Genomic DNA, 20,944 nt, shown 5'->3' on the forward strand with positions numbered 1-20,944 from the left:
GAAGCTTATCACAAGTAGTGCGTGTTAAGACACAATACGCACATGTGGTAACCAGAGAGTTATCATAAGTGATGAGGTTTTTTCTTGAAAAAGTTAATCAGACATTAGAGTCCTTTAATTTATTTGGAAATCAGAAGTGATTAACAATGACAAGTGAAATAGGGTTCTGTTGCAAAGTTGAATTTATAGTAAAATTTTACTAAAAAGGAGTCTTCTGTATGAACTATTTCAGATATAAACAATTCAGTAAAGATGTTATCACTGTAGCCGTTGGCTACTATCTAAGATATGCATTTGAGTTATCGTGATATATCTGAATTATTAAGGGAACGTGATGTAAACGTTCATCATTCAACGGTCTACCGTTGGGTTCAAGAATATGCCCCAATTTTGTATCAGATTTGGAAGAAAAAGCATAAAAAAGCCTATTATAAGTGGCGTATTGATGAGACATACATCAAACTAAAAGGAAAATGGAGCTATTTATATCGTGCCATTGATGCAGAGTGACATACATTCGATATTTGATTGCGTAAGCAACGAGATAATCATGCAGCATATGCATTTATCAAACGTCTCATTAAACAGTTTAGTAAACCTCAAAAGGTGATTACAGATCAGGCACCTTCAACGAAGGTAGCAATGGTTAAAGTAATTAAAGCGTTTAAACTGAATCCAGACTGTCATTGTACACCGAAATATCTGAATAACCTCATTGAGCAAGATCACCGTCATATTAAAGTAAGAAAGACAAGATATCAAAGTATCAATACGGCAAAGAATACTTTAAAAGGTATTGAATATATTTACGGTCTATATAAAAAGAACCGCAGGTCTCTTCAGATCTACGGATTTTCGCCATGCCATGAAATTAGCATCATGCTAACAAGTTAACACAAAGTATTATTTTAAAATTGAGATTAGACATTTATTTTTCAACTTTGCAACAGAACCCTTTACGGTACGAATAGGACTGTTTTTATTAAGTATATTCCCTAATTTGTTAAAAGTTTCATTGTCAGAAGACTTTAATAGGGAAAAACAAAAATTTTATATATAAAAAAATGTTTGTGAGATAGCTAAGAATATAATTGTTTAATACTGTCAAAATGTTATTTGAAATGTTTATAGAGAAAAAATACTGGAAATATCATGATCACTGGTTAGGATATTGTACAAATGAATTGATACAAATTGCCCCACAAGAGAAATATTATAAATTTGGCATTCAGACCGTATCCAGTTATTTAGATTATATGCAACAAAGGGAAACGTCATTACCAACATTTTTAGAAATGTTAATGGCGACTTATTATTAGTAGAAAAAGCAAAAAAGACAGGCTATACTGAACTTATTGAAACTTATGTAGATGAAGAAAAATTCATTCCAGCTTTGCCTATCCACCTATCGCCCTTTATCTACGCACTCCACCTTTAAAATCTACAATTTCCTTATGCTTATTCATTCACTATCCCTCCGTATTCTTCTCATCGTTCTTTTAATGCACACATCCCTTTTCCTTCGTCACTCGGTCATAGCAGTTTGTAATTCTTGTTCAATTAAGTCGATATGTTTACTAATCAAATTCCGTTGTTCATTCAAGAATTCTAGGTGTGCGCGTAACACGCTTGGGACATCTATTTGGTTTTGATAAAGCATGTCTGTGTTTTTTCGGATTTCTTTTAATGGCATATTCAAATTGCTTAGGCACTGGATAAATTTAATCATTTCGATATCGTCGTCTGTGTATAAGCGCTTGTTATTGCTATCTCTGTCGATGTGTTTCAAGATACTCTTTTTCTCGTAATAACGCAGTTTGCTTTTAGGTATATTGCAATAATCAGAGACATATTCAATGTAATATTGTTTCATGTAAGCATATCCTTTCTCTTAAACCAAGGTTTAACTGATATTGTACTCTATATAAACATGAATGAGGAGGAAATACAATGAAAAAAGCTTTAATTGTTGTAACAAACATTGCGAAATACGATAATTTAGACAGACCTACAGGTGCGTGGTTCTCAGAGGTTACGCATTTTGCGAAAGACTTCTATGATGCAGGTTATGATGTTGATTTCGTAAGTCCGAACGGTGGATATGTACCTATTGATCCTGTCAGTCTTAGCCCTGAAATGATGAGTGTTGAGGACTGGAAATATTATACGGATCACGATTATATGAATCAATTTGGACAAACGTTATCTCCAAAAGAGGTTAATCCTAGCGACTATCAAGCCATTTACTTTGCAGGTGGACATGGTGCGATTTGGGATTTAAGAAATAACAAAGATCTTAACGACATTGCGTTAAGTATTTACAATAACCAAGGCGTTCTCTCTTCTGTATGTCATGGTGCGGCTGGTCTACTCGACATTAAAGAAAATGGCGATTACCTCGTTCGTCATAAAGACGTGACTGGTTTTACAAATAGTGAAGAACAAGCAAATGGTACAACTGAATACATGCCATATTTATTAGAAGACGAATTTATTAGTAACGGTGCACATTTTAGAAAAGAGGATGACTGGAGTAATTTCGCAGTCGTAGATGGTCGCATTGTCACTGGTCAAAATCCTCAATCAGGACATGCAGTTGCTGAACATGTTTTAAAAATCTTAGCTAATCAATAATTTTAAAGAGGAGCGATACACATGAAATCATTAATAATTGGCGCTCATGGTGGCGTTGGTCAACATCTCGTACGCAAACTCAAAGCACGAAACGTTGACTTCACTGCCGGTGTTAGAAAAGAAGAACAAGTTGAAGTTTTAAAAGCAGATGGTATTGATGCAACTTACATTGATGTTGCAAAACAATCTATTGATGAATTAATAGAATTATTTAAACCGTATGATCAAATCCTTTTTTCCGTCGGTTCTGGTGGAAGTACAGGTCACGATCAAACAATCATAGTAGATTTAGACGGTGCAGTGAAAGCAATTAAAGCAAGTGAACACGTCGGTCGTCAACATTTTGTTATGGTATCAACGTACGACTCACGTCGAGAAGCGTTTGATGCGTCAGGCGACTTGAAACCATATAACATTGCTAAGCATTATGCGGATGACTACTTAAGACATGCAAATTTAAAATATACCATTGTGCATCCAGGCGCTTTAACAAACGAACATGAAACGCAACAATTCAATATAAGTGCGCAATTTGAAAATATACAAAATCCGTCTATTACAAGAGAAGATGTAGCAGAAGTGCTTGTTTCTGTATTAACTGAGGAAGCATTACAAGGTCACGAATTCCAAATCATCAATGGTGATTTGTCATTATCAGACGCTACGACTAAATATCTGGAGGAATAATAAATGAATAATCAACAAGTTGTACTTGCAAAACGACCACAAAGTATCCCTCAAGACGATGTATTTAGATTTGAAACAATAGAAACTCGAGAACCACATGCAGGTGAGGTTCAAGTAGAATCCATTTATGTATCTGTAGATCCTTACATGAGAGGCAGAATGAATGATACAAAAAGTTATGTTCAACCTTTCCAAGTGAATGAGCCATTACAAGGTCATATTGTTGGAAAAGTCACACAATCGAACGATGAACGTCTATCTGTCGGCGATTATGTCACAGGCATATTACCATGGAAAAAGATAAATACAGTGAATGGAGACGATGTGACCCCTGTGCCATCAAAAGATGTACCATTACATTTATATTTGAGTGTTTTAGGCATGCCGGGAATGACGGCCTATACAGGATTGCTTCAAATTGGTCAACCACAATCTGGCGAGACGGTTGTCGTGTCAGCTGCATCAGGTGCAGTAGGCTCTGTCGTAGGACAAATTGCTAAGATTAAAGGTGCAAAAGTTGTCGGTATTGCTGGTGGTAAGCAGAAAACAACATATTTAACAGATGAATTAGGATTTGATGCGGCCATTGACTATAAACAAGATGATTTCGCACAACAACTTGAAGCGGCTGTACCAGATGGTATTGATGTGTATTTTGAAAATGTAGGCGGCGCAATTTCTGATGAAGTGTTTAAACACTTAAATCGATTTGCACGCGTTCCGGTATGTGGTGCAATTTCAGCATATAATAATGAAAAAGACGATATTGGACCACGTATCCAAGGAACGTTGATTAAAAATCAAGCATTGATGCAAGGTTTTGTAGTAGCACAATTCGCTGATCATTTTAAAGAAGCAAGCGAACAACTCGCACAATGGGTGTCTGAAGGTAAAATTAAATTTGAAGTGACGATAGATGAAGGTTTTGACAATTTACCTTCTGCATTTAGAAAGTTATTCACAGGAGAGAATTTTGGTAAACAAGTTGTCAAAGTCGCTGAAGAATAGGTGAAGACTATGAAACATATCATCGTAAAATTCATATTTAGTTTACTGTTTTATAAAAGTGGTGTTGCACACTTTAAAAATAAAGATATGTTTTTAAAAATCGTACCGTCCTATTTGCCTTTCAAACACGCAATAGTTAAGTATTCGGGCAAATTAGAATTTATAATTGCTTTTTATGTACTCGTTGCTAAAAATAGATCACGCGTAAGAAAAGTAGTACAAGGATTCCTTTGGCTCGTATTTCCTGCAAATATTTACGCTGCACGTAAGAACATCTCTTACAAAGATGAAAGAGATGAAACAGATAGTGTTAAGCAGCATGTCATTCGTTTACCATTACAATTTGTCATGGTCGCACTTGCGAAACTATTATAAGACTTATCATAGCCACGCCTGGAACATTACTTTTGTTCCAGGCGATTTTTTAATATTTATACTTAAAATCGACGTATATCAAATGATTCCCTTGACAACGCTTATGTGCTCTTTGTTTAAATATACTCATATCAGACATTTACTTTTAAATTTTTCTATAGTGATAAGCTTCTAAATTAAGAAAAGCATAAGTTAATTTGCGTGTATGATTGTAAGAAAACATAAAAAATGTATTTTATCATGTGATGCTATCGCAACATTGTGACATTAATGTAATAACGGGACCTATAAGACAAATATGAAGAGGGTTTTTATAAAAAAGTTTCTAACTTTATTTTAGCTAGTAGTTTAGTTTTGGGCTTTTTCGTAACGCCCGAATTATTTAATATCACTCAAGCACATGCGCAAGAATCTGTGAAACCTTATTATAGTTACAGTGGTTATACAGAAAATCAAAGTAATTTTCTTCTTATTAGATGGTAAGTCAGTGAGCAAAAAAATTATTGAATCATTAAGGTGAACCAAAGTATACATCTACATCAGCCTGAGTCAAAGAATATATGTATAAAATTGGAAATAAAGAGGTGAGATTTTATGTTAACCAAAAGGATTATGTCATCAAAGGACAAATCATTAGTGAATAAAATGGGATACTAAGCATGTATGAGAAGTGGGATAAAAATCATTTTGAATTCGTAGTCTCGCTACATAAATTAATTTATACTGCATTTAATTCAAAAGTTAATTTACATGATTAAGATTGACGATAAAACAATATAAAAAAGAAACCGCATCATTAAACGATACGTAGAAGCGTATCATCGTTAGTGCGTGTTTCCGAAAATTATTTATGATAATTTGAAAATTATCATAAATAGATAAAATATAACTATTTAATAATATTATCATGATATATATAAGGTTTGAGCTCGGTATTCTACCGAACTCAAACCTTAGAAGTCATCTAAAATTATTTTTTTAAATTCATGGTGTCAGCTTATAGATGGGCTTATCATTTATAAATTAAACATGTGATTCTGTTAGTTCTAAAAATTCTTCAATATCTTTATGCACTGAATCCAGTGCTTCTTGCCAGAAGTCTGGTTTTCTCAGGTCAACATTTAAGTGCTTTTCAGCAAGGTCTTCTGTAGTCATGCTCGCAGTATCGCGAAGAAGTGCAATATAGTCATCTTCAAGTAACGTTTCGTCTTCTAAGAAACGGTTGTATATACCTAAGCTGAAAAAGTATCCAAATGTATAGGGGAAGTTATAGAATGGTACACCTGTAATATGAAAATGTAACTTTGTTGCCCAGAACATTGGATGGTATGAACGAAGTGCATCTTGATAGGCTTCTTTTTGTGCTTCTTCCATCAGTTCTTGCAGTCTGTTGCTGTCTACAGTTCCCTGTTGGCGTTCATTATATAAATTGCGTTCAAAGATATAGCGTGCATGGATATTCATCATAAAAGTCGCACTTCTAGCAATTTTTTCATCTAGTAAGTTGATTTTTTCTGCATTGGATCTTGCATTTTCAATCGTTGCGTTTGAAACGACAAGTTCTGCAAATGTAGAAGCTGTTTCTGCAACGTTCATTGCGTAACGTTGGTTAAATAGTGGTAAATCACGCAGGACATAACTATGGAATGCGTGTCCGAGTTCATGTGCGAGTGTTGACACGTTGCTTGTGCTACCGGCAAACGTCATAAAAATACGTGACTGTTTAGATTCAGGAAGATTTGAACAGTATCCACCTGGACGTTTTCCTGGACGATCTTCCGCTTCAATCCACTGCTCTTCAAAAGCTCGATGTGCCATCTCTGCCATTTTTGGACTGAATGATTTAAAGTTATCGATAATAAACGTTGCTGCTTCATTGTAAGTATACCGCTTGTTAGTGTAATCACCTACGTCAACACTTGCTGTAACATCGAGCCATCCTAATTGATCAACACCAATTAGTTGCGCCTTTCGTTCAAAGTACTTTTTGAAAGGTGCTTTATTTTTTGTAATAGTATCCCACATCGTATCAAGTGTTTCTTCTTCCATACGGTTGTAGTCTAGTGGTACTTTCATATAATCTTTATAGTCGTGAAGTTCATAGTCGTTTAAACGGAATCCTGATAAATGATTTAGCGTTGTAGAGAATAAATCAGCTTTTTTCTTCCATGTTTCTTCCCAAGTTTTTAAAAGTTTTTCACGATGTTTTGGATTTTCTTCTGACTCCATCTTGTTTTCAAATTGACCGGCTGAATAATAAACGGTTTCATTATCTTCAGTTACTGGAATTTGAATAGAAGCGACGAGTTGATTGTACATATTATTCCAGCCCTGTAAGCCGTCTAGTGACAAATGATTGATGATTGTTTCTTCTTGAGTTGATAGTAAATCTTTTTCTTTTTGTCGTATTTCTTCTAACGGGAAATGCATCGGTTTAAAGAAATCTTCCTCTAACAGCTTGCTAAATTGAACTTCAGTCAGTGCACTGATCTTTTTATTTAAAATAATATTCTGTGATGAGAGGTCTTTACGTAAGTTCGCAATCGCATTTAAATTCTGCATTGCTTTTTGATCGGTAACATCTGCAGATACTAAACCATTCGCAAAACTCCCCATCTCACCAAGCGCGTTTGAAATTTTTTCATAGTGTTGTAAGATTCCTTTCAGTGACGTAAAATCATTTGAATGTTCGTCCAGCTCCCAATTATCGAGTTCGTGAGAAAAAGCTGTAATACTATTTCTTACTTCTGATAATCGTTTTTGGAAAGCTTCAGAGCCACTTCCACCAGGAAATATACTCTCCATATCCCATTTTTCTTTGTAGTTCATCAATTACCTTCCTCTCTAAATTAAAACTGTATTTATTTTTATCATACAGGAAATGAATGTAGAGAAACATTAATCACGCTGATATACATTAATAGTCCGAGCATGCACCTATGCTAACGATAAAAATAAGAGCAATATTTGTAGAATTTAAACTAATGAGAAAAAGCGATTTTAATTAACACAGCAAGAGTTAGGATTGTAGATGAGATGACTCTTGTTGAAGTGCTTAGAAAGAGGAAAATTAAAAGTTCTGCGATTGATGTCCATGAAGAGTCAAAGATGAATCGTAATTTAATTGGCATGGAGAATGTAGTCTTAACGCTATATATTGGAAAATGTTTTACGTCTATAGTCGAATATAATATAGACAAACTTACTTTATATAAATTCAACCTGTATAATTTGTTCATTCACTAGTTTGGAGGATAACTAGAAGTGTATCATAAGTGATTCAGGAACTAGATTTGATTATGACAAGAAAACTTGTTATAAACTCACCGCCCTAAATTGTTAGAACGGTGAGTTAAGTATCAAGATACAATGAAATTTCTCGAATTATAAGTCTTTAAATTTCATCTTATCACTTTCTCTATTTTTATTTATCAAATCCTCTATATATAATCCCATAAGTACTACAACTTGAAATAGGATTAAACTAGCACCAAAAGTGAGTGACACTAAATGGTATAGATAGAGCTGTAGAAGCTATCAAAATAATGCTTGGTAAATCCATTTATTCATCTGTTTGTTTTTAACAAAATAAACTTCTAAAAGGCCGAAAGCTATACCTATTAACAAATATACTATTATATAATTATTCACTTTCTGAACCCTGATTTCTTTTTTGACATTGGAATGAATAATTAAATTTTCTCTGTCTGCCGCAAAATGATTTATATAAGCGAAAACCTGAGTCTCAGCTGTTAATGTTTTTTTGTGAGTTTTGACTTCATCCTCTTTTACCGGGTTATCAATAAGCAATTCAGCCTTTATAACCTTCGCTCTTGGGGCTCGGGGACATACGTTCTCAAAAGTTATTATTTTTTCTGGAGATATTTATGTTCCAGCCACAATATAAAAACACAACGTAAAATTGAGGTGTACCTAGGAATCATGCAGCTTAATATTTATCGAGTTCCAGCATTTCTCTAAACGTTTCACCGTTATAATCTCTTCTAAAAATGCCGCGTTTTTGCATTTCCGGAATGACTAAGTCGACAAAGTCTTCAAGACTTCCTGGGAGTGTTGGAGGCATCAAGTTAAATCCATCTGCGACACCTTCATTCATCCATCTTTCTAATTCGTCGACAATTTCTTCAGGTGTGCCAATGAGGGTTAAATGTCCACCTCCAGCGTTAAGATAACCGAGTAATTCTCTGACTGTAGGATTTCTGTCTTCTATAATTTCTAAAACAGTTTGATAACGTCCAACAGGTCCTTTGAATTCTTCGACGGGTGGCAATTTTGGTACTTTTTCGTCGAGTTTCCATGATTTTGTATCTTGCTGAATAAAGAATTCGAGCTGATTAAGTGCAGTATCAATTGGAAGTAGATTGTCTAATTTTGCTTTCTTTTCTTGCGCTTCTTCTCTTGTTTTACCCACGTAAGTCACTAGTCCTGGAAATACTTTGATATAGTTGTTTGGACGAAGGCTTTCTTTTATGGCTTGATTTAATTTTTCACGATAAATATTTGCTTGTCTTAAGTTCCAAGAAACTGAATAGACGGCATCAGCATATTTCGCAGCAAGTGCAACACCTTCTTTTGAAGCCCCAGCTTGCATAGCAACTGGTTTACCCTCTTTTCTTAAAGGTAAAGTTAGCGGCCCTTTAACTTGGAAGTTTTCACCATTGTGATTGAATGGCTGAATATTTTTATTTTTAGTAATTGTGTTATTTTCTTTCTCTGGATTGTAGCTTTCAATTGACCACGATTCAAATAATTTATTCATGACTTCAGCAAATTCATCCGCTTTCTTATAACGAACGGCTCGCTCAGGTAATTTAGATATACTGTGGTTTTGTGCTTCGCGGTCGGTCATTGATGTCACTAGATTCCATCCCATGCGTCCTTTTGTTATGTGTTGCAGTGTGAGTAACTGTCTTGCTGTGGTAAATGGGTTATTAAATGTACCTGAAATAGTTGAAACAAGTCCAACGTTATCTGTGACCTTACTCATAGCAGTTAATGCAACAACTGGGTCAAAATAACTCGCTGGTAATTCTGTTGCACTATCTGCGGGGAAGGCTTGTGAATCTGCGAAAAATACGGCATCAAATTTTCCGCGTTCTGCAATTTTTGCCAGATTTTCATAATATTCAATTGTCGTGAATTCATTGACACTCGAATCATCTTCTAACCATGCTGCCTGATGATGACCCACACCATACATTAAAATTCCTATATTTAACTGTTTAGAATTATTCATAATATATACCGCCTAGTTCATAGTAAGTCCGCCGTCTACCGTGATGTTTTGCCCTGTAATCCCATCTGCTGCCTCAGAACAAAGATAAACAACCATATTAGCAACGTCTTGTGGTGTTGTTACTTTTCTCAATGGTGTGGACTGTGCGATTAAATCAAATACTTCTGGTGTTGTGACTGCACTTGCGTCTGTTGTTTTCAGTAAACCGCCAGAAACAACATTTGCACGGATACCATACTGTCCAAGTTCTGCTGCAACGTTTCTGGTGAACCCAATTAAAGCAGCTTTTGCAGTGGTGTACTCGTGATATGGTACTACAGGATTTTGATATAGATTCGTTCCAATACTAATAATTGCACCGTCTTTACGTTCTAAAAACTGTGGTATTACACTTTGTGATACGTTGAATGCAGCTTTTAGTGTCCCGTCTAACTGTTGCTCGTAATCTTTATAAGTCAAATCTTTAAATGCTTTTTGAGCGGTTGGATCAAATTTAAAGTTAACGAGTGCATTGTTTACAACAACATCAATCTGGCCGAAATGTTCAGTTCCTTTTTTTACTAATTGTTCAACTGCTTCACGGTCTGTAATGTCCGCTTGAATCGCAATCGCTTGTGCGCCAATTTCTTTTTGTAACTTCTCTGCTTCTTCCTTACTTTTGTTGTAGTTAATTATGACATTAAAGCCTTTTTCACTCAGTGCTTTTACGATATAGCTACCAAGTCCTCTTCCGCTTCCCGTTACTAAAACTGTTCTTGTCAAATAAATCACTCCTATAATTTTTTAAAATAAAAAAATACGCAACCTTCATAGGAAAGTTACGTATCGAGAGTAAATTATATGTCCACAAAGACATAGATATACAACTGTATCGATGTAACACTTTCCTACGCTAGTTTTAACTAGATCAGGTTCAAAGGGTCTGAGGTTTCCCTCATCTCAGTTTATATAAACACCCCTAGTGCGAATCTATTCTATTTAACATCATTGTAGTACTTTACAAAGATACGTCAAGTAAACCACAAATTATTTGAATTGGAACAAACGCAATTCAAATTCAATTCTGTAACTGTACTGCTTTCTAGTTTTTATATGATTGAGTGAATGTTAAAAGGTAGTTATCAGCATAATTAAAATCTAATTTTATTTGCAATATTTAACTTTTTAGAGTAACTTGAGGTTATTGATTGGAAAATTAAATAGTTAAGACCACTGGAAGTGTCTTTGAAAAAGGCTGAGATTAAAGTGTAGACTTTGGGATTCCGGGAACCTGATACAGTTCATACTGGCGTAGGAAAGTGGCGAAAGTAATATATGTTGATACATACTTGCGCTGTTTTTCTATATAGAAAAACAGCGCTTTTTTTTATGTTAAGGGGTGACATAATGCTTATTGCAATTACACATTTTAAGATATTAATTTCCAAGGATATTATTCATTTCAATACGATTTCATCCTGTATCGATTATCTTTTACTTCGTACACCCATGTCCGACAACGAGTTATCATCGTTCCTTTGTCAGCTTATTCATTCAGGTTTTCCCAAAGAAAAAATCATCATTCATACTTCGACTAAATTGCTGGAATCTTTTCGTTTAACTGCCATCCACTTTAGAGAAAACGATCCAACTGCATTAACGTATAAAAAAGAACATCCGGATATTTCAGTCAGCATGTCTGCTCATTTACCTGAATCTGTCAAGAAAGCACAGGACAATCATCTCGACTTTGTATTATACGGCCATATATTTGAATCGAGTTCAAAGAAATCTTTGCCGCCGCGTACACATCAAGAAGTACGTGATGCACTGTCTTATGATATTCCTGTCGTTGCACTTGGAGGTATCAATTCAACAACTATCAATCAATTACCGGCAGGTTTCAGTGGTATCTCGGCAATTTCTGCACTTATGGATGCATCACCCAATCAAATCACCAGATTAAAAGAAGAATGGCAAATATTAAATTTTATGTAAGCAAATGCTACATTGCTTAGACATTATAATGTGGTTAATACATTTCCCAGCTGTCGCAGTACTTAAAAATCTATCATTTGAAAGGATGAAACAATATGCAGTGCACCGTTAACGGAGAACTCCATTATTTTGAAAAGGATATTACCATAGCTACCCTGCTGGACCACCTGGATGTAGATGATAATCGTATTGTAGTGGAACACAATGGGGAATTGATTAAAAAAAGTGTATTTAAACAACAAGCAGTGAAAAATAATGATCGACTTGAATTATTAGAATTTGTAGGAGGCGGATAATATGTTAGAAATTGGGGATTTAAAATTTAACTCAAGACTATTTTTAGGTACTGGAAAGTTCTCAGATGAGAAAATACAGGCCGCAGCAATTGAAGCGTCAGGTACAGAAGTGCTGACTTTCGCTGTCAGACGTATGAACTTATTTGATAAAGACCTGCCCAACCCGCTGGCAAATATTGATTTAAGAAAATACACGACATTTCCGAATACAGCAGGGGCGAAAACAGTGGAAGAAACTATACGCATCGCAGAAATCGCAAAACATGCGGGTGTCTGTGACATGATTAAAGTTGAGATTATTGGTGATGATAAGACATTACTGCCTGACCCAATTGCGACATACGAAGCGTGTCAAATACTGCTGGACAAAGGTTATACAGTCTGTCCATATATTTCAAACGATGTCGTGCTTGCAAAAAGACTCGAAAGACTCGGTGTTCATGCGATTATGCCGCTCGCTTCTCCTATAGGTACGGGACGCGGTATTAATAATCCATTGAATTTAAGATATATTGTAGAACAATCCAGCATCCCTGTTATTGTGGATGCAGGAATCGGTTCACCCAAAGATGCGTGCTATGCTATGGAGCTAGGTGCAGATGCGGTATTATTAAACACCGCTGTATCGAATGCCAAAGACCCGGTTAAAATGGCAGAAGCGATGAAGCTTTCAATTGATGCAGGGGTACTGGGTTATGATGCAGGACGTATTCCGGTTAGGTATTCTGCACAGGCCTCAAGTCCCGCTGAAGGACTGGAGTTTCTTTAATGGAGAGATACGACAGACAAATGAAGTTTAATGAATTTGGAGAGAATAGTCAAAAAAATCTGATGTCAGCCACACTGATGGTGATGGGCGCCGGTGCACTTGGAACACACGTTTCTGAAATGCTTGTGCGTATGGGTGCAGGTAAACTCATCATCATCGATATGGATATTGTTGAAATGACCAACCTGCATCGTCAGGCTTTATATACTGAAAAAGATGCAGAAGATATGACGCTGAAAGTTAATGCTGCCAAAGAAAAATTGTGTCAGATAAACCGTAATGTTGAGATTGTACCGATCAATGCAGAATTGAATTCCAGTAACATCTCCGCAATCTTAAGAAAGTATCAGCCGGATATTGTAATTGACAGTATGGACCATTTTGAAATTCGCTTTCTGATTAATGAAGCCTGTCATAAGCTTGATATCCCCTGGGTATATGGTGCCGCTGTAGGCAGTAAGGGAAGTGTGTATGGGATTGATTTTAAAGGACCTTGTTTAAAGTGTTTGATGGAAACTCTGCCATCCACAGGGGAAAGCTGTGCAATCAACGGTGTACTTCCTCCTGTGATTTCCCTCATTGCCAGTATGGAAGTTTCTGAAGTCATTCGTTATTTATCAGGAAAAGGTTTTTCCAAGCAGCTCATTACTGTAGATACTTTTAAAATCGGCTTTCAAACGATAAATATAGATGAATTAAAGAATGAAGACTGTGTGGTCTGTAAGAATCGGGTATATGAACAGTTGAATAAAAATATGCTGGCCACTGTACAATCTAATTGCGGAAGTGTATATACACTCAGGTTCGACGAATCGGTTTTCAATCAGGAGCTGCCCGGTAAAACTATCAGGGCAAGTGCATTTGTTAAGTTATTGACTTATAAAAAATATAAGCTGACCTTATTTAAAGATGGCAGAATGAATGTTCATGGCATCTCTCGAAAAGAAGAAGCAAATGCTTTATATCATGAAATGATTGAGAAACTGAGTGAATATCCTGTATAAAAATATAGTGTGAACTATCTCAAATAGATGAGTTTTTTATGTTGCTTTATAAATACTAGACAAAGAATTAAAAAGGCATCAGTTATTTCTATAGGGTGTTGAATTAGGTGAAGATACGGTAATCAGAAGGAATTATTTATTACAAATTTCGGTGGAACGTTAAGAGAAAACCGCATCATAAAGTGATAAGCTGGGAGTTATCATAAATAGAATAAGTAAAAGAGAAGCAGGATAGCATGCAAAAGACTATGCTGCTTGAATGTGCTCACTTATCTTAGGATGTGTAGAAGAGCGTAGTTTACGTATACTTTAGATACTTCTGGTGGTAAATATTGTATTCCTTTTAACGTCATAATCTTACCACTATACTTAACTCAAATTATAACGATTTTTGAGTTATAAATTATATTTAAATCATATATGTAAAATAGAAAAACCCTATAAACATTGAAATACCAACGTTTATAAATTTTGTTCAAAGTTATCTATCTATTTATTATAATACAAAGACTTTGTGTTAAGACACAATACACATATGTGAAAACTTGAGAGTTATCGTAAGTAATAATCTTAGCGTTGTAAATACATATTTTCCTGATGGTACTCGTATAAAAGTTAAAAGCCATTCAATACAATATTCTCTCTTAAAATCTTATTCCATTATCTGTCCTTCGGAAGTCATCAATTTCTTGACCAATGAATCTACCGTCTCTTTGTTCACAGTTTGTCCCGGTGAATCTAACTCTTTTAGATATTGAGAATCAGTAATATAACGTTCGGATTCCTAAAAGCAATAATAACACCTATTAATCCTTCTTAATTATAATCATTATAATTAAGAAGTGTTTTTAAATTTATATTGTTGTATAATGGACTTACAAACAATAATAATTAGAGTGCTTGCTGGAAATATATTAAGTAATGTGAAAGAGGTCGTGTGTATGTTTAAATATCTGTTTAGCAATCGTGCCGGTCAATTTCTGGTATTAGGTATTCTGTTTATACTTATTGGTTTTTCGCTCAATTTATTTACAAATATCGACAACAGTATTTCATTCTATATCGCGATTTTCTTCTTGGGATTCTTTGCTGCAAAAAATGCAGTGACTGAAACGATCAAAGAAAAGTCTCCGAATGTTGACTTGTTAATGATATTAGCTGCGATTGGTGCTGTAATTATTAATTATGAGTCGGAAGGTGCATTACTCTTACTTATTTTTGCGGGTGCTGAAGTTCTGGAAAATTATGCGACGAAAAAATCTACAACAGCAATATCGGAATTAATGTCACATATTCCTTCAACGGCACGCTTGGTTAATAATGGTGAAGTTACAGAAATCCCTACTGAGGAATTGATTAAAGGTAATATCGTTTTAGTCTCGAAAGGAGAACAAATTCCTATCGATGGACATATTGATCGTAAGTCTTTTGTGAACGAATCTGCTCTAACCGGGGAATCGGTTCCTGTTGTGAAAGAAAGTAATTCAGAAGTTTTCGCAGGAACGATAAATGAAGGAAACTCTTTTAATCTAAAGGTAAGTAAAACAAGTGATGAAACTGTATTTTCAAATATTATACGTATGGTAGAAGAGGCTCAAAATAGACCTTCTAAAGTATCAAAAATTATCGATCGTATTGAATCAAAATATGTTATTTCTGTATTAATCGGTGTTCCAATTTTTATCGTAATACTCTATACATTTGTCGACTTATCATTTAGTGAATCATTTTATAGAGGAATGGTGATGCTGACAGTAGCTAGCCCATGTGCGCTCGTTGCATCTGCAACACCTGCGACTTTGAGTGCGATAAGCAATGGTGCTCGAAATGGCATTCTGTTTAAAGGCGGTGCTGCTATGGAGACTCTGAGTACAATGGATATTCTATTTAGTGATAAAACCGGGACCCTCACATATGGAGATTTTAAAGTCATTGACTATGTAGCTGATGAAGAAATTTTAAAAGAAGTCGTTTCGATTGAGCAACATTCAAGTCATCCGATTGCTGAAGCGATTGTTAAAAAATTTGCGTCTTTGAATCTTGAGAGTGTTGACCAGACAGAGCCAGTTGAAGAAATTGTCGGTTCAGGTATGAAAAAAGGCGACATTATCGTCGGGAAACCGGACGCATTTAAAGATTTCAAAGACCCTTTTGATTACACTGCTAAAATGATAGACGGCAATACAAATATTTTCGTTGGAAAAAACCAGAATATTATTGGATACTTTTCTCTTGCTGATCAGGTGCGCAGTGAATCTGTTCAAGCTGTCGATAGTTTTCAAAAAGCAGGAGTGGAAGTTATCCTTCTAACTGGTGATAATGAAACTGTCGGGAAGAAAGTTGCGGATGAAGTCGGAATTTCAACATTCTACGCTTCAAGTCTCCCAGAAGATAAAGTTAGACATGTGAATGAAAGTCAAAACAAAGAACATATTGTAGGAATGATTGGTGATGGAATTAACGATGCACCTGCCCTTGCAAATGCAAATATAGGCATAGCGATGGGGAGTGGTTCTTCAGTTGCAATGGAATCTTCCGATGTCGTAATTGTAAAAAATAATCTGCAAAAACTATTCTATAGTTTTAAATTAAGCCGCAGATTAAATAGGATTATTCTTGGAAATATTACGTTTTCAATCAGTGTTATTTTAATACTAGTCACTTTAAATATTTTTGGTTTACTCAATTTACCAACCGCCGTTTTATTTCATGAAGGCTCTACAATACTAGTCATACTAAATGGACTGCGTCTGCTTCGATCAGGTAAAGATAAAAATGTATCAAAGACTACAGAAATAGCATATGAAACAAACTAATTATATAAAATAGCAAAAACCCCTAAGTTACTGTCTCAGATAGGTAGTAACTTAGGGGTTTTTCACTACTACTGATTTCGACCTTAATTAATTATTTTCGCTGCGGGTATTTCGCCAATAACGGTAGGAGATGAAGGTGGATGCGAGTACCGTAATCCAAGCAACAACCAGGATGATTCCGTTAAAGAGCGACTGATTAACAGCGAAAGCGCCAAGTGCAACGAGTGAGATTTGTCCCGGTATGGAAGCGATAAAGGTTGCTGACAAAAAGGCGGACTGACTGACACCTAAGGCACCTGCACCGTAATTGACTGGCCAATATGGTAAGCCTGGCATTAGTCTCGCTGTACACATGGCTAAGAAGCCTGCGTTACTCAAATACTTTTCAACCGTTGGTCCATGACGGCCAAGGAGTTTAAATGTCAGGTCTTGACCGGTAAATCTGGCTAACCAGTACCCAATCCACGAGCCAATCAATATACCTGTGAAGGAGAACAAGCTGCCAGCTATAACACCGTATAGAGAACCTGCGACTAAAGCTGGTATGGTGACAGGAATCGGTGTAATGGCAATTAAGGCTGTAATACCGATAAAAATCAACCAGCCTGCCCAGCCGTAACCTTGAATAATCTCTCTTAAAACTTCAGGTTCTGGAACATTTACATTAAACCCTAACCATATCAATATGCCTATGAATACTACTAAAGCTAATAGGGAAATTATTGAACGGGGAGAAAAAGCATCTGCAGAATCTTTTTCTAAACTCATTGTATTTCCTCATTCCTGGCTACTTTATTAAAATTCCGTTGTTCGGGATTATAGGCTCTCCTTAACTTTAACTGTGTCATTAGTAAAAGGGAATAGATTTATTTCATAAATTTGGAAATGTAAATTTTCACTTACTAAGATTTATGATACAAACAATATTTAATGAGAGTATGTCATCCAAATTACCTATATTTGTCTAGAAATTTTATGAATAAATTTCGACAAATAACAATGGAGTCCCTCCGGGTGATTCACTGAGTGATATAATCAGGTCAAAGCAAACTAGGAGATATTTTTATGAAAGAAAACAACAAATCTAAAATGACTGTAATTATACTTTTCATTTTGATGCTGATCAGTATAGCCTTACTCATTGTATTTATTATTATGGCCGCAAATAATCTTGAAGAGAATCAGGGGGGAACTTCAGAAGTACAGCCTTTAATTGAAGAGCAAATAAGTTCTGATCGTTATCTCCCACCAGTAACTAAAGCGGAATTCAATAATGTTATATTAATCTAGTCAAATGAGACGCAGAAAGGCGTGTATTCCTTAAGGGATGCACGCCTTTTGTATTAAAAGAATAAATATCTTAATCAGGTTGAAATCTTCTCATTTATTTAAGCAATTGAAACAGTTAATTATCTTTATATCATATGATGTTTTATGATTAGAGTATCTCATTGTAATGGAATATATTACATTACAATGAGATACGTAAAGGAGAACTAATTTAAATGACAAAACATATACCATTAAATGTCCTTGAACTTGTGGGCATTTCGGAAAATCAGACAGTTAGGGAAGCAATCGAAGCGTCCCTAGACAATGCTGAACTTATTGATAAACTCGGATTCAAGAGGCTTTGGTTCGCTGAGCATCATAATACAAAAAGTCTTGCATCAGCTGCGACATCTCAGCTGATTGCGATGGCCGCAGCGCGGACAAAAAATATCCGCATCGGCTCAGGCGGTATCATGCTGCCGAACCATTCACCGCTGCAGGTCGCTGAAAATTTCGGCACGATTGCACAGCTCTATCCGGATAGAATTGATCTCGGACTGGGTCGCGCACCAGGTACCGACCAAAGAACATCTCAGCTGATTACACGTAACAGCAGTGATGCACAAAACTTTGCAAACTCTATTTATGATCTCATCGGCTGGTTCAGCGAAGAAGGACTCGGTCACAGTGTTCCAGTGACGTCTACAGTAGGCACAGGAACGAATATTCCAATCTGGGTATTGGGTTCAAGTATGAACGGTGCATCTATTGCCGGACAGCTGGGATTGCCTTATTCAATTGCGACGCACTTTACACCGGACGATTACAAACAAAAGATTGATATGTACCGTTCGGCATTTACGACAGATTCGCCGACTTCCCAGATTGATGAACCTTATGTCATGGCAGGGATTAATGTTGTTGTAGCACCGACAGATGAGGAAGCAGAAAAAATCTGGACAACAACGACACAAATGATGGCAGATATGCAGACCGGTCAGCAGCGTAAACTCCAGCCGCCTGTCGAGCCTGAAGAATTAGGTTCGGAAGAACAGAGAAAAATGATGGATTCAATGTTCAGTCTCAAAGCTGTTGGTTCACCTGAAACAGTCCGTAAGAAACTGGAAAAATTTGCGGAAGAAACCGGAGCAGATGAACTAATTATTGTGACTTACACTTATGATCCTGAAAATAGAAAACAATCGATGGAACTGCTCGCAGATCTGTGGTTCTGAATGAAGTAAAAGATTATTATAAGAATACAGTTGAAAATTAACAGCCTCAAAACTAATCGGTTTTGAGGCTGTTTTTATATTTTATTTCCCATACCGGAAAGGATAATCGGATTTTCTCTATCTGTCGTAAAGTGATATATAAGATAACATCTGGGCTTCTGCGGATGCAGTTTTTATAATCTCGCGTTAATTCTTATTGTTATTTTTTCTAACCGTGGTTCACAATCTAGACAGTGGACAATCAGTCGATTAAATTAGTATCTTATAAAAAGATTTACTATGGATGATTACAGATTATCTCCTTCTTTTTGTAAATGCATAAGGACCATGAATTTTCGCTATGTCAAATAATGGGCTCCAGGCATTCTGATGTACTTTAGGTGATTTATGATTGCCTAATCTCCTGATCTGCTGTTCGTAATAAGAAATTCCTATAAATCCTCCAAACATTTTATCTAATACTTTCACTCCTGTTGTAAGTCTTGGCAGCGTCATATCCTGATACGTATTTGCTTTCAGCTGATTGGGCAATTGCGGATTTAAGACAAGCGCTCTTGCGATACCAATCATTGAAACATCAGTATGAGTAATTGCATGAATCATACTGTCTTTTTTACGGAATCCGCCTATTACTGCAATGGGAGTATCAACTTCACTGCTGATTTTCTTTGCATAATCCAAAAAATATACTTCCCCCTCACCCATCATTTCAGGTTTTTCATAATCTCCGCCTGAAATTTCGATATGATTCATACCGAGTTCATCCATCTTTTTAATAACAGCAATCGAATCTTCGAACGAAAATCCTTTATCATCAAAATCAGTAGAATTAATTTTCAGGCTGATTGGGAATTTTTCTCCAAGGGCTGCACGCATACCGGTGTATATATCGATTAAAAATTGCATACGTTTTTCCAATGATCCCCCATATTCGTCGTGTCTGATATTATCACGGGATGATAAAAACTGACTGATTAAATATCCGTGAGCTCCATGAATCTGGACACCTGTGAACCCTGCTTTTTTAGCAACAATTGCTGTTTTTATAAAACGATTTATTGTATCTTGAATTTCATTTAATGTCATTTCTCTTGGCGGATTGAATGCACTGCCTGCACTGCCGCTGATTGGAATTGCGCTCGGAGCAACAGGTTGTTTTGATACGGATTTAGGACTTTGTTTTCCTGGATGATTAATCTGCATCCAGATATGGCTGTTATTCTGCTTGCCTGCTTCAGACCAGTCTTTTAAAATATCTAAATCTCTTTCATCCTCGATGACGACATTGCCAGGTTCGCCAAGGTATCTGCGGTCTATCATCACATTGCCGGTAATTGAAATACCTATTCCCCCATCTGCCCAGCGTTTATAAGCATTAATCAGTTCCATGGTTGGCCGGTGTGTTTTATCAGCCATCCCTTCACTCATCGCTCCCTTATAGAGTCTGTTTTTAATGATGACACCATTTTTAAAAGTTAACGGTTCAAATAATTTTTCCGCCGGCATATTAGTTTCTCCTCTATTACATTTATTTATACAGTTACTTATTCTTATGGATACCCGGTATATAAATTTGTAAATAAAAAAAGACCACTAAAATTTAGTGGTCTTTGG

Annotated in this window: 19 protein-coding genes, 3 pseudogenes and 2 riboswitches; of the genes and pseudogenes, 15 read left to right on the plus strand and 7 right to left on the minus strand. The window is 35.9% G+C overall.

Features of this window, described 5'->3' with window-relative positions; translation table 11 throughout:
- Positions 1-218: 218 nt before the first annotated feature.
- Positions 219-894: pseudogene (locus H625_RS13445) on the plus strand (IS6 family transposase).
- A 206-nt stretch (positions 895-1,100) separates the two neighbouring features.
- Positions 1,101-1,396 (plus strand): annotated as a pseudogene (locus H625_RS13895) (poly(glycerol-phosphate) alpha-glucosyltransferase); the annotation flags it as partial.
- Positions 1,397-1,525: 129 nt separating this feature from the next.
- Here H625_RS13895 and H625_RS0106970 read toward each other — a convergent pair.
- Complete coding sequence (locus H625_RS0106970; RefSeq protein ID WP_026859287.1) at positions 1,526-1,873, minus strand: MerR family transcriptional regulator; 348 nt, start codon at positions 1,871-1,873, stop codon at positions 1,526-1,528.
- Positions 1,874-1,950: 77 nt separating this feature from the next.
- On the opposite strand from H625_RS0106970, the gene H625_RS0106975 reads away from it, so the two are divergent.
- The 5 genes and pseudogenes from H625_RS0106975 to H625_RS13455 all read left to right on the plus strand — a co-directional run bounded on the left by H625_RS0106975 (position 1,951) and on the right by H625_RS13455 (position 5,348).
- Positions 1,951-2,634 carry a type 1 glutamine amidotransferase domain-containing protein gene (locus H625_RS0106975; RefSeq protein WP_026859288.1) on the plus strand — a complete coding sequence of 228 codons (684 nt, stop codon included), beginning with the start codon at positions 1,951-1,953 and terminating at the stop codon, positions 2,632-2,634.
- A 21-nt stretch (positions 2,635-2,655) separates the two neighbouring features.
- Positions 2,656-3,321 carry an SDR family oxidoreductase gene (locus H625_RS0106980; protein WP_026859289.1) on the plus strand — a complete coding sequence of 222 codons (666 nt, stop codon included), beginning with the start codon at positions 2,656-2,658 and terminating at the stop codon, positions 3,319-3,321.
- Positions 3,322-3,324: 3 nt separating this feature from the next.
- Positions 3,325-4,329: an NADP-dependent oxidoreductase gene (locus H625_RS0106985; RefSeq protein WP_002483586.1), complete on the plus strand. Its 1,005-nt coding sequence runs from the start codon at positions 3,325-3,327 to the stop codon at positions 4,327-4,329.
- 9 nt (positions 4,330-4,338) lie between these two features.
- A complete protein-coding gene (locus H625_RS0106990) occupies positions 4,339-4,704 on the plus strand; it encodes a DoxX family protein (protein ID WP_026859290.1) in 366 nt (121 codons plus the stop codon).
- Between the two features lie 333 nt (positions 4,705-5,037).
- Positions 5,038-5,348, plus strand: a pseudogene (locus tag H625_RS13455) (hypothetical protein).
- A 379-nt stretch (positions 5,349-5,727) separates the two neighbouring features.
- Here the strand turns inward: H625_RS13455 and H625_RS0106995 are convergent.
- Positions 5,728-7,533, minus strand: a complete 1,806-nt coding sequence (locus H625_RS0106995) for a M3 family oligoendopeptidase (protein ID WP_026859291.1) — start codon at positions 7,531-7,533, stop codon at positions 5,728-5,730.
- Between the two features lie 174 nt (positions 7,534-7,707).
- On the opposite strand from H625_RS0106995, the gene H625_RS14025 reads away from it, so the two are divergent.
- Entirely contained in the window at positions 7,708-7,950 is a 243-nt protein-coding gene (locus tag H625_RS14025) for an NAD(P)-dependent oxidoreductase (protein WP_371814672.1), read from the plus strand.
- A gap of 291 nt (positions 7,951-8,241) precedes the next feature.
- On the opposite strand, the gene H625_RS0107005 is transcribed toward H625_RS14025, so the two are convergent.
- The 3 genes from H625_RS0107005 to H625_RS0107015 form a co-directional block, all read right to left on the minus strand.
- On the minus strand, positions 8,242-8,514 hold the full coding sequence (locus H625_RS0107005; RefSeq protein ID WP_026859293.1) for a hypothetical protein: 273 nt from the start codon (positions 8,512-8,514) through the stop codon (positions 8,242-8,244).
- 139 nt (positions 8,515-8,653) lie between these two features.
- On the minus strand, positions 8,654-9,961 hold the full coding sequence (locus H625_RS0107010) for an NtaA/DmoA family FMN-dependent monooxygenase (RefSeq protein WP_026859294.1): 1,308 nt from the start codon (positions 9,959-9,961) through the stop codon (positions 8,654-8,656).
- Between the two features lie 12 nt (positions 9,962-9,973).
- Positions 9,974-10,723, minus strand: coding sequence for a 3-oxoacyl-ACP reductase (locus H625_RS0107015; protein WP_026859295.1), 750 nt, complete (start codon positions 10,721-10,723; stop codon positions 9,974-9,976).
- 105 nt (positions 10,724-10,828) lie between these two features.
- Positions 10,829-10,931: riboswitch (TPP riboswitch) on the minus strand.
- 234 nt (positions 10,932-11,165) lie between these two features.
- Positions 11,166-11,275: riboswitch (TPP riboswitch) on the plus strand.
- 174 nt (positions 11,276-11,449) lie between these two features.
- Here H625_RS0107015 and H625_RS0107020 point away from each other — a divergent pair.
- The 5 genes from H625_RS0107020 (at position 11,450) to H625_RS0107040 (ending at position 16,823) form a co-directional block, all read left to right on the plus strand.
- Positions 11,450-11,938 carry a thiamine phosphate synthase gene (locus H625_RS0107020; RefSeq protein ID WP_281170644.1) on the plus strand — a complete coding sequence of 163 codons (489 nt, stop codon included), beginning with the start codon at positions 11,450-11,452 and terminating at the stop codon, positions 11,936-11,938.
- A 95-nt stretch (positions 11,939-12,033) separates the two neighbouring features.
- On the plus strand, positions 12,034-12,234 hold the full coding sequence (gene thiS, locus H625_RS0107025; RefSeq protein WP_026859297.1) for a sulfur carrier protein ThiS: 201 nt from the start codon (positions 12,034-12,036) through the stop codon (positions 12,232-12,234).
- 1 nt (position 12,235) lies between these two features.
- Complete coding sequence (locus tag H625_RS0107030; RefSeq protein WP_026859298.1) at positions 12,236-13,003, plus strand: thiazole synthase; 768 nt, start codon at positions 12,236-12,238, stop codon at positions 13,001-13,003.
- Positions 13,003-14,007: a HesA/MoeB/ThiF family protein gene (locus tag H625_RS0107035; protein WP_026859299.1), complete on the plus strand. Its 1,005-nt coding sequence runs from the start codon at positions 13,003-13,005 to the stop codon at positions 14,005-14,007. The genes H625_RS0107030 and H625_RS0107035 overlap by 1 nt, the downstream gene beginning before the upstream one ends.
- A gap of 941 nt (positions 14,008-14,948) precedes the next feature.
- Positions 14,949-16,823, plus strand: a complete 1,875-nt coding sequence (locus H625_RS0107040) for a heavy metal translocating P-type ATPase (protein WP_026859300.1) — start codon at positions 14,949-14,951, stop codon at positions 16,821-16,823.
- 87 nt (positions 16,824-16,910) lie between these two features.
- Here H625_RS0107040 and H625_RS0107045 read toward each other — a convergent pair whose 3' ends face one another.
- Positions 16,911-17,591, minus strand: a complete 681-nt coding sequence (locus tag H625_RS0107045; protein WP_026859301.1) for a TVP38/TMEM64 family protein — start codon at positions 17,589-17,591, stop codon at positions 16,911-16,913.
- Positions 17,592-17,888: 297 nt separating this feature from the next.
- On the opposite strand from H625_RS0107045, the gene H625_RS0107050 reads away from it, so the two are divergent.
- Both H625_RS0107050 and H625_RS0107055 read left to right on the plus strand, forming a co-directional pair.
- On the plus strand, positions 17,889-18,113 hold the full coding sequence (locus H625_RS0107050) for a hypothetical protein (RefSeq protein ID WP_026859302.1): 225 nt from the start codon (positions 17,889-17,891) through the stop codon (positions 18,111-18,113).
- 215 nt (positions 18,114-18,328) lie between these two features.
- Positions 18,329-19,330, plus strand: coding sequence for an LLM class flavin-dependent oxidoreductase (locus tag H625_RS0107055; protein WP_026859303.1), 1,002 nt, complete (start codon positions 18,329-18,331; stop codon positions 19,328-19,330).
- Between the two features lie 294 nt (positions 19,331-19,624).
- On the opposite strand, the gene H625_RS0107060 is transcribed toward H625_RS0107055, so the two are convergent.
- Entirely contained in the window at positions 19,625-20,836 is a 1,212-nt protein-coding gene (locus H625_RS0107060; protein ID WP_026859304.1) for an NADH:flavin oxidoreductase/NADH oxidase family protein, read from the minus strand.
- Positions 20,837-20,944 lie beyond the last annotated feature (108 nt).

The sequence above is a fragment of the Jeotgalicoccus psychrophilus DSM 19085 genome (assembly GCF_000425845.1).
Lineage (GTDB): Bacteria > Bacillota > Bacilli > Staphylococcales > Salinicoccaceae > Jeotgalicoccus > Jeotgalicoccus psychrophilus.

Coding starts and splice junctions, on each gene's coding strand:
- H625_RS0106970 (WP_026859287.1), bottom strand. CDS start 1,873: ATGAAACAATATTACATTGAATATGTCTCTGATTATTGCAATATACCT.
- H625_RS0106975 (WP_026859288.1), top strand. CDS start 1,951: ATGAAAAAAGCTTTAATTGTTGTAACAAACATTGCGAAATACGATAAT.
- H625_RS0106980 (WP_026859289.1), top strand. CDS start 2,656: ATGAAATCATTAATAATTGGCGCTCATGGTGGCGTTGGTCAACATCTC.
- H625_RS0106985 (WP_002483586.1), top strand. CDS start 3,325: ATGAATAATCAACAAGTTGTACTTGCAAAACGACCACAAAGTATCCCT.
- H625_RS0106990 (WP_026859290.1), top strand. CDS start 4,339: ATGAAACATATCATCGTAAAATTCATATTTAGTTTACTGTTTTATAAA.
- H625_RS0106995 (WP_026859291.1), bottom strand. CDS start 7,533: ATGAACTACAAAGAAAAATGGGATATGGAGAGTATATTTCCTGGTGGA.
- H625_RS0107010 (WP_026859294.1), bottom strand. CDS start 9,961: ATGAATAATTCTAAACAGTTAAATATAGGAATTTTAATGTATGGTGTG.
- H625_RS0107020 (WP_281170644.1), top strand. CDS start 11,450: ATGTCCGACAACGAGTTATCATCGTTCCTTTGTCAGCTTATTCATTCA.
- thiS (WP_026859297.1), top strand. CDS start 12,034: ATGCAGTGCACCGTTAACGGAGAACTCCATTATTTTGAAAAGGATATT.
- H625_RS0107030 (WP_026859298.1), top strand. CDS start 12,236: ATGTTAGAAATTGGGGATTTAAAATTTAACTCAAGACTATTTTTAGGT.
- H625_RS0107035 (WP_026859299.1), top strand. CDS start 13,003: ATGGAGAGATACGACAGACAAATGAAGTTTAATGAATTTGGAGAGAAT.
- H625_RS0107040 (WP_026859300.1), top strand. CDS start 14,949: ATGTTTAAATATCTGTTTAGCAATCGTGCCGGTCAATTTCTGGTATTA.
- H625_RS0107045 (WP_026859301.1), bottom strand. CDS start 17,591: ATGAGTTTAGAAAAAGATTCTGCAGATGCTTTTTCTCCCCGTTCAATA.
- H625_RS0107050 (WP_026859302.1), top strand. CDS start 17,889: ATGAAAGAAAACAACAAATCTAAAATGACTGTAATTATACTTTTCATT.
- H625_RS0107055 (WP_026859303.1), top strand. CDS start 18,329: ATGACAAAACATATACCATTAAATGTCCTTGAACTTGTGGGCATTTCG.
- H625_RS0107060 (WP_026859304.1), bottom strand. CDS start 20,836: ATGCCGGCGGAAAAATTATTTGAACCGTTAACTTTTAAAAATGGTGTC.